Annotated in this window: 7 protein-coding genes and 1 pseudogene; 3 read left to right on the top strand and 5 right to left on the bottom strand. The window is 38.4% G+C overall.

The window, feature by feature from the left end; all coding sequences use genetic code 11:
- Positions 1 to 395: hypothetical protein (locus F6K06_RS32670; RefSeq protein WP_353734951.1), on the bottom strand; the 395-nt coding region annotated here is incomplete at its 3' end.
- Positions 361 to 708 (bottom strand): hypothetical protein, encoded by a 348-nt coding sequence (locus tag F6K06_RS32665; protein WP_287243687.1) that lies wholly within the window; start codon positions 706 to 708, stop codon positions 361 to 363. The genes F6K06_RS32665 and F6K06_RS32670, both read right to left, overlap by 35 nt.
- 553 nt (positions 709 to 1,261) lie before the next feature.
- Between F6K06_RS32665 and F6K06_RS32660 the strand changes: the two genes are divergently transcribed.
- A complete protein-coding gene (locus F6K06_RS32660) occupies positions 1,262 to 2,215 on the top strand; it encodes an N-acetylglucosamine kinase (RefSeq protein ID WP_124143479.1) in 954 nt (317 codons plus the stop codon).
- A gap of 406 nt (positions 2,216 to 2,621) precedes the next feature.
- Positions 2,622 to 3,317: a hypothetical protein gene (locus tag F6K06_RS32655; protein ID WP_124143478.1), complete on the top strand. Its 696-nt coding sequence runs from the start codon at positions 2,622 to 2,624 to the stop codon at positions 3,315 to 3,317.
- Positions 3,318 to 4,273: 956 nt separating this feature from the next.
- Here F6K06_RS32655 and rnc read toward each other — a convergent pair.
- Together rnc and F6K06_RS32645 are read right to left on the bottom strand one after the other, a co-directional pair.
- Positions 4,274 to 5,011: a ribonuclease III gene (gene rnc, locus F6K06_RS32650; RefSeq protein ID WP_287243685.1), complete on the bottom strand. Its 738-nt coding sequence runs from the start codon at positions 5,009 to 5,011 to the stop codon at positions 4,274 to 4,276.
- Between the two features lie 651 nt (positions 5,012 to 5,662).
- A complete protein-coding gene (locus F6K06_RS32645; RefSeq protein ID WP_161564355.1) occupies positions 5,663 to 6,148 on the bottom strand; it encodes a transposase in 486 nt (161 codons plus the stop codon).
- A gap of 495 nt (positions 6,149 to 6,643) precedes the next feature.
- Between F6K06_RS32645 and F6K06_RS32640 the strand changes: the two genes are divergently transcribed.
- Positions 6,644 to 7,726, top strand: a complete 1,083-nt coding sequence (locus tag F6K06_RS32640) for an amidohydrolase family protein (protein ID WP_124154882.1) — start codon at positions 6,644 to 6,646, stop codon at positions 7,724 to 7,726.
- A gap of 159 nt (positions 7,727 to 7,885) precedes the next feature.
- Here the strand turns inward: F6K06_RS32640 and F6K06_RS32635 are convergent.
- A pseudogene (locus F6K06_RS32635) lies at positions 7,886 to 8,616 on the bottom strand (IS5 family transposase).
- Between the last annotated feature and the right edge of the window lie 400 nt (positions 8,617 to 9,016).

Raw genomic sequence — 9,016 nt, 5'->3', positions numbered from 1 at the left:
TTACCGACTAATTGCTTTTCAGTAAAATGAGGCATCACTTCTTTAGCAAAGAGTTCCATAGAAGTTGTGGCATCTTCGACTGAAATAGTGTTAAAGTTGACCTGCATAGATGCAAATTCAAAACCTCCAACCTGTTCATAGTAACTAGCGATTGTCTTGCGCAATTTTTCAGGGGTACCAATCCAAGCAGCTCCCTTTTCTATCTGAGATTCAAAAGTTTCTTCCTGTAGTGAAGCAATAATTTTATCGTAGCCTGGATAATCTACCGAACAAGTACCCTTTACCCAATCAGAAGCAGCTTCTACCAAAGATTTCAAATACCTATTTAATGGTTGACGAGCAATGGCGATCGCCTGCTCCTCAGTTGGCGCACAGAACATATGAAAAGCCAACATTACTTTCATCATTAATATAGGGAACATAATTCCCAATTCGACATAAATTCCAGTCTTGTGTCAGTTCTAGCAAACTTAAATATGTTTTGTATGCAATATCTTCTAGAGGATATGTTATTGGTACAGTCGATACACCCATTAATTGGGAATTTGTTTGTAGCAGATTAAAATCTTGCTCGGTGTAATTTTTTCCTAATTCGCTAGAGTAATGAATGATTGAATATCCTTCCAGGATTGGAATTTTGAGGTACAAATTAATTTCATCTATGGTTGAAAAGCAGAAAGTTCTATCTTGTCCAAAATAAATATTCATGTTAATTCCAACTATGCAACTATTAGGAGTATCATGTGCGCTTAATCATTTTTGATACTCCTAATACTAAGCTAAAGGTTGAGATAATCTGTGTTTTAGCCTTAGGGCAACTCTTCCACAGGAGGATTCTCTGAGGCACATCAATGGGGTTTCATATAAATATAAAAAATAACCTAAAAGGTAATCTTAACAATTAATAAATGACTAAAAAGTATGAGTATTTATTTGTTTTTATTAGATTTGTATAATAACTTTGACATTTTTTTATGTCAACTTGACATAAAAATCAACTTAGTTTTGCTATTTATGATATTTTTTTTATAGTTAGAATAATTCGATGTCAAAATTTTTCCTGCCTCCCAATTAGATAAATAATAATAATTATAGAATATGAAAAAATTAAATGTTTTAGAAATTGATGGTGGTGGTATCAAATAAGTTAAAAGTTATCAATTAACAGTACCTACCACTGAAGTAGGAGGTTTGAGAGCTGATATGAATTGTCAAAAATTTTCCTAGCTCAAAATTAGATAAATAATAATAATTATAGAATATGAAAAAAGTAAATGTTTTAGGAATTGACGGCGGTGGCACTAAAACAGAAGCCGTTTTAATAGATGAAAATTATCAAATTCTTGGTAGTGGTAAAAGTGGTCCGTCAAATTATCAGAGTGTGGGAATTGAAGTAGCTAAAAATTCAATTCAAACCGCTATTACTCAAGCAGTTACTAATAATAATAACCATCAACCAATATCTGGAATTTGTCTTGGTTTAGCAGGAGTAGGAAGACCTGAAGATTTTCCAGTAGTAGAAAATTTGCTCCAAGAAATTATTACTAATTTGCCGATAAAATGGGATTTACACCCAAATACAATAATTATTTGTAGCGATAGTAACATCGCTTTGGTGGGAGGTATTGGATATTCTATAGGTATTGTGGCAATGGCAGGCACAGGTTCTCAAGTATTCGGCCAAAATAGTCAGGGGTTAACTAAACGAGTTGGTGGTTGGGGTTATCTATTGGGAGACGAAGGTAGTGGTTATAATATAGCTATTAGAGGTTTACAAGCAGCTTTGAAAAGTTATGATGGACGTGAATTACCCACGACTCTAATTACAGATTTTCAAGCATATCTGGGCCTAATAAATATTGAAGGTCTAATAGAAGTAGTCTATCGTCGTGAATGGAGTCCAACACATATAGCAGCACTTGCTCCTATTGTCTCCTCAGCCGCAGATAACGGAGATAAGGTAGCTAAGAAAATTATTCAAAGCGCTGTGGAGGAGTTAAGCATAGCTACAAAAATTGTGATATCTACCTTATTTCAGCCTCACGAAACTTTTGAAGTAGTTACTATTGGAAGTGTCTGGAACAGTATGATTAATTTTCGCGGTAAATTTGAAAATTCTATCTTAGCGGTCGCTCCTACTGCCAAAATTATCTGGCCTCGACATCAACCTGCTTATGGTGCAGGAATTTTAGCCTTGAAAGCTATTGCTATGTAGGTAAATAACAGGGAATTCAAAATATTGTTATATAAAAAAATTAACAATTTTCCCTTACCCTAAAAAGGTAAACGCCCAGGGCTATTTCATTCTAAACTGTGGCATTTTATGTATTGACGAAACAACGTTATTTCAAGCTTTAGGAAATTTATTTTTCCCTGTCTGAAAATCAATAAATTCATTGCCAAAATCTAGTGCCGCTACGCGGAAGTCAAAAGTCAAAAGTTAAAAGTTAAAAGTTAAAATTATTGATTGGTAAGGCTTTTAGGATTTTGTAACTGGTTAGTTATTTCTGCCATCCTGCACCAGAATGAAATGACCCTGGTAAACCCCTGAGCTAGCACTGCTATATCTCATCAGATATTTATTACACTGCTGAAAATTTTCTATTTGGAGAATATTATCTATGTTTAATTCAAAAAAATGGCATTTCGGAACATCTTTATTATTAAGTTTAGGTATGACATTAGCCACAGCAACACCTCTAATTTCAAATCCTGCTATGGCTCAATTTTATCGGCGAAGAACGTTTCTTGGGAACCAACAAAGACAACTTCCTAATAACCAACGAAGACCGTTTTCTGTAGCACGAATACCAGCAGGGACACTTATACCTGTCGAATATGAGGAAGCAGAAAAAGTAGTCCTAAGTCCAGATGAATCTATGAGATTAAGGCTAACAGTGGCACAAGATATTCGAGATGTTCAAGGAAGAGTAATTATACCCTTTGGCAGTTTAATAGAAGGTCAACTACAACCTGTTTCAGATGGTACTCAATTTTTGGCCGAACAGTTAATTATCCGCGGTCGCAGAAGGTTTCGTTTTGACGCTATTTCTAGGGTAGTTACCGATACTGAAAAAATCACAAAGGGTGCTGATGCTGGAGATATTTTGAAGGGTGCCGCTGTCGGTGGTGCTGCTGCTACTTTACTATCTGGTATTACTGGGGATAAAGTAATTGCTACAGAAAGAGTATTAGCTGGTGCTGGGTTGGGTGCTTTAGCTGGAGTATTATTGGGTCGGGAAAAAGCGGAGGTAGTCGTGATTTATCCAGAGGAAGATTTAGACTTGAGATTACGGTCTGATTTTGCATTGCGTTAATTTACATACAGAATCAAGATTTATCGCAAATATTCATCAAAATGCCATGGCTGATAGTTATACTAGATTCAATGTGCGTTAGCCTTATGCAACTCGATTGATATTAAATCCAGATAATTAGTGATGAAAAAGCCGATCCTATCTATGCAGATCACATCTCCCTATTTTCCCTACTCCCTTATCGGGACTTTATACAAAATTGATAAATATTTGCTACAATAGGGTATTTATTCGGAGTCAACCCACCCCTCGCCCCTCCCCCTCCCAGGAGAGGAAGTCAGAACTCAGGTAGGGAAGCCGTCGGATTGGCGAGGTACAGAATTAATGGCTTCAATACCAATTTTTAGGTCATAAATTCTCTTTTTCTTTTGGTGCGCGTTCCCTCTCTTGGTCAGCATTCCCTTGCGTCTCACGCCGACGCGGGTTCTGACCGCTCTGTTGGTGGATTGGATATGGCGAGGAGACCCGAAGAGTGACAGAGCCGCTGCCTCTTTCCTCCTCCAGAGGAGCTTTCCTATGGTCATGCTGCGCAAACGCTAACGCTTTACATGTTGGGGAGCAAAACGCCATCCCACCCTACGGGAAGCTCCGAAGATCGACCGCTTGCAACTGGTGTCGTCCCGGGGTTCCACCCCTTTGTCAAAGGGACATTTCCTGTACTTGTCTTTTAATCACACTTATTATTCGTAACATTCTTTTTTCAAATTTGTATTAGTCAAAAACACCTAAAAAATAGGCTCAAAAGCTTACATAGCAAGACTTTAATGTCAAATACGCTTGTTCCTTGATATATTGGGGAATGCTACGCAAAGAGCCATTCTCCCACTAATTTTAACTTCTGATTTTCAATCCGAATGCTGCGCAAACACACTTCTGATTTCTGACTCCTTGAATATTCACCTTGTTTTCAAGATTGGTGAGTATTAACTACCATGAATAACTTTATCTATCAGGTACTAAAGTAGATCGTCTAACTGTTCAAAACTTTTAGCTTTCAATTGATTCAAAGCAGATTTAGCTGCAGCTTGTTCCGCAGCTTTAATTGATGGTCCCTTACCCATGCCAAGTTTCTTGCCTTTAAACCAAACTTCTGCAAAGAAACGTCCGCGATCGCCATGAATCTTATTTGTTTCCTCAACTTGATAATTTGGCAGTGTTTTGTAATGACCTTGAGTCCATTCTTGGAGAGCTGCTTTATAATTTTGCCTAGCTGGGTCACTGCGAATTTCTGCGATCAAGATTTCAAAGTGAGAGTCTAACCAGGGGCGAATTAATTCTAAGCTATTGGTGCTTAAATAAAGAGCAGCTAAAACAGCTTCAAAAGAATCTGCTATTCGTGATTCTTCTCCAGCTCGATCTCCTGCTGCACTTTTAGATACTAGTAAATAACGACTCCACCCATATTTATTTGCAATTTGTGCTAGAGAGCGATCGCTCACCAAAATAGAACGAATGGCGGCAAATTCTCCTACTGGATAATTTGAATACTTTTCAAATAGTAACTCTGCCACAACCAGTCGAACTACTGCATCACCTACAAATTCTAACTGTTCATAGTTATGTATTGAGGAAACTGTAGAATGGGTTAAAGCCAAATCTAGTAAATTCCATTTTATTGCTGCTTGTTGAGGTATAGATAACTTTTCTATTAGAGATTGAAGTTGCTTTTGGCGAGGATGATATATTTGAGTCATTGTTTGGATGGTTTTGGTCTCTCCCAATTTATTTGTTTACTTTTAGGGTTAAGGAATAGCAAAAAATAAATTATCCAATTTTTGGACTCTCCCTATTCCCTACTTCCTGCTTCCTACTTTGCTAATTTTAGTGCAATGGAATATTTGTTTACTATTAGAGTTACATTATAATTATTACATACAGAAAGGTGGAGAAGATAATCGATCTAGGGTCTAAATTATCAACGCCCAAAAAACTTACCAAGGATTACCAATTAATGTAAAAGCTGACCAATAATAAGGATGGGAAAAAATTTCATTACCAAACTCTGACAATTCTAGGGGTGGTTGTAACTGCTTCATAAAAACGATATAAAATGTCGCATTATGACATTTTACTGTTTACTTCCTGCTTTCCTACGGAATGCTATGCAAACAACTTCTGATGATACATAGTTTTACTCCACAGGTTAGTATAGAAATCCTAAATGATACTAGAGAAAGCTTGATATTTACTCAAATTGGGCACACTAAATAACCTATACTTAATAGACTTGTCGCTTTATAACTTCAAAAACCCCCAAAAACCTTGTTATATAAGGATTGTAGCTATTGGTGGCTAAAAAGGCCTTGAAATTATTGCTCTGTCTAGGTTGGAGCGATTTTTTCCCTCTATTTAGCGACAACTCTAATAAATAGTTCAAAGATTTTTTTTGTGATGGCAAAGGAGCGACATCGTTGGTGTAATTGTCGAAGCAGTTTTTTGGCTTGTCCCCAAATATTCTCTATGGGATTTTCTGATGGTGCATATGGTCCAAAACGCAAACAATGAACTGTAATATTTGTCTGAGTATTGATTGTGGCAAGAAACTTACGAAACTCTTGGGAACGATGGTAACTGGATCCATCCCAAATCAGAACAATTTTCGCTTCCTCACTTTGAATACGTAAATGCTTGACAAAATCAATTGTTGCTTCCGTGTTAGCTGTTTGATAGGCACTAAGTATTACTTCTTCACTTTGGCAATCTAAAGCTCCATAGTATGTCTGGGAATCACGATAGTTGTCTACCTCTACCTCTCGTCTTTCCAGGCGATCGCCCCATTCATAACCACAAATATCTTCAGCACAAACATCACATTCATCTAAAGCAAACACTCGAATTAAACAATTTTAAATTTCTGATATGATATTAATCCTAATTACTTAGGAGTCAGTCCTCAGGAGTCAGGAGGGAAGAAAGAATAAGAAACCCTGAGTAGAAGGAGAAAGTTTTTTGCTGGCCCTCTTATCCTGAATGATATCATACCTCAAATCAGCAACGCCAAACCTTAAAGTATACTATTATTTTGCTATTTTGTCATTGAAGCATCTTTATCCTGTTGTTGAAACTGTGGCACACTAAGACTCTTAACACCTGTTTCTCCATGTCAATTTTTAGCGATCGCCTGATGGTCTGTGATGATAACTTCTTGCCTATGAAACTAATACACCATTTTAAGCTTGACGCGCCACTACTGGATCTACTGAAGTGCGGCATGGGGCAGGTTTATCTAAATTTAATGTTGAGCAAGACTAATTTAATGCAGAACCCGCCTCTACTATTACACTATTTTATTTAGATGAAACAGTCTACTACACAGAAAAATAAAAATGCTGAACAGTTACAAAATTATAGATGCAGACTCCCACGCTATCGAACCTTCCCAGATGTGGGCCAAATACCTCGAACCTCAATTTCAAGACTTTGCCCCCTCAACCGACATGAAAATCAAAGGACAACCCATCACCGAAAAAATCTCCCAACAAGTAGAACAAGAGGGAAATAGGCAGATGATGGAGGCTCACCCCCATGCTTATTTAAACCACTACGACGTGGAATCCCACGTCCAAGCAATGGTATTGATGGGAATAGATATAGCCTTTATTTATCCCACTTCCGGACTGTGGTTATTTGCCATCGATACTTTCCCCCCAGAAGTCATCGGAGCTTTTACCCATGCCTACAATACATGGCTGTATGAAGAATTTTGTAGCTATGACCCCAGTCGGTTAAAAGGAGTAGGAGCAATGAATCTCCATGACCCCCAGGAGATGGTCAAAGAGCTACATCGAATTGTAAACTTTGGCTGGAAAGCAGTTTTTTTACGCCCTAACCCTGTCAAAGGCAGAATTTTGAGCGATGCGGAATACGAACCCTTTTGGGCTGCTTGCGAAGAATTAGATATAGCTGTAGGCATTCACGAGGCAACCCACGGTCGCTTACCCACCACAGGAGCAGATAGATTCAATAGTCGTTTTGCCCTCCATGCTTGTTCTCACCCCATGGAACAGATGATGGCATTATTGGCCTTAATAGAAGGAGGAGTATTAGAGCGTTATCCGAAGCTGAGGGTAGGATTTTTAGAATCTGGTTGTGGTTGGTTGCCCTATTGGTTATGGCGGTTGGACGAAGAGTATAGAAATTTACATTGGGAAGTCAAAGATATGGTAAAGTTGCTGCCTTCAGAGTATTTTCGCCGTCAATGTTATATTGCCGTTGAGCCATCTGAACCTTATCTAACTCAAATTATTGATTACATTGGCTCTGAAAATTTAATATTTGGCTCAGATTATCCACACATGGATCATCACCCAGATATTGTGAAAAACATTGTAGAGCTTGAGAAAAATTTATCTCAGGAGATAGTTAAAAAAATCGTTTGGGATAATCCTAAATGTTTCTATAAAGTTTGAGGTGAAATGGGTAGGTTTCACTTTGTTAGGATATAATCTAAAAACCTTTCTCCTTTTTTGGAGAACTGGTATCATTGAACTAAAAATTTCAGACTCTTTTAGAGAAAAGATTTTTCAACTTTAATAAAAGATTATTAGAGGGTATCTGTAAATAAAACCTTAAGCCACAAGACGATTTAACATCAGTGACATCATGGCAATGTGAACGACAGCTTCACTCACTTCCGGTAAACCCTCGTAATCTTTACTGAGTCGTCTTTGTCGTCAAGGGCCAGCCTCAAGTTCTCTCAACTACCCAACGTCGAGGTTCAACCTCAAAACTTTTTTGAGAACGTTCAACCACCTCCAGGTAAAGCTCGCATCCACCCGCGACTTGCTGCAATCACTGTCCTCGATCACCTCTATCGGCCCAAACCTTTTGTAGAGTTGGAACTGACAGGCTTGATTCTGCCAGCAACATCCTTCCAGCTGTGACATCTGATATATTGGCAGCATGAACCAACACTACTAACACTAGCCCTAATGTCTCCACGCTCGATGTGCCGTTTCCGGCCTTTGACTTTTTGGCCTCCATCAAAGCCTCGCTCTGCTCCTCCTATCTCCGTTGTTTTCACTGATTGGCTATCAATTATAGCTCCAGTGGGTTCGGGGTTTCGTCCCTCTTGTTGACGGACATTAACCCGTAGGCTATGGTGAATCCGTTGCCAGACTCCTTGTTTTTGCCATTTTCGGAAATACCCATACACAGTCTTGGCTGGTGGGAAGTCATGGGGTAACAGTTCCCAGGCACAACCACTACGACTCCAGTAGAGAATACTATTAACAACTTCTGGTAAGTCCACTGTTTGTTTCCTTCCTCTGGATGTTTCTGATTTGGCCACAGGTAGCATGGGAGCTATGATTTTCCAAGCAGCGTTCGCGCAGCGTCCCGGAGGGAATCGCTTAGGTCTGTGGAATAGGCTTTACGAGTCATATACTCTCATGTTTGATATCTGGTTTACCATTTATATCATGTTCGGATGATAACTTATAATAAAACCAGAATCATTACAGTAGATGTATTCAAACTTTATGACCAAAAAGATGGCGCTCACCAACTACCTTTATGTTCAAGCGATCGCTTATAATTGAACAGCCCTAGTTTGAGGCCACCAATGGAAGCAAGTTAGTCCTTGTATTAAATCATGCTGTTTCATTAGTTGTTGGCACCGAAAGACTAATAGTTCTTCAAGTTCATCTAAAGAAAGGGGAGAGCTATTGGCCACAACTTCATTAGTTAAAGGCCACAAA

Source organism: Okeania sp. SIO1H4 (assembly GCF_010672695.1).
Classification (GTDB): Bacteria; Cyanobacteriota; Cyanobacteriia; order Cyanobacteriales; family Microcoleaceae; genus Okeania; species Okeania hirsuta.
This window is presented reverse-complemented; position numbering and strand designations above follow the sequence as displayed.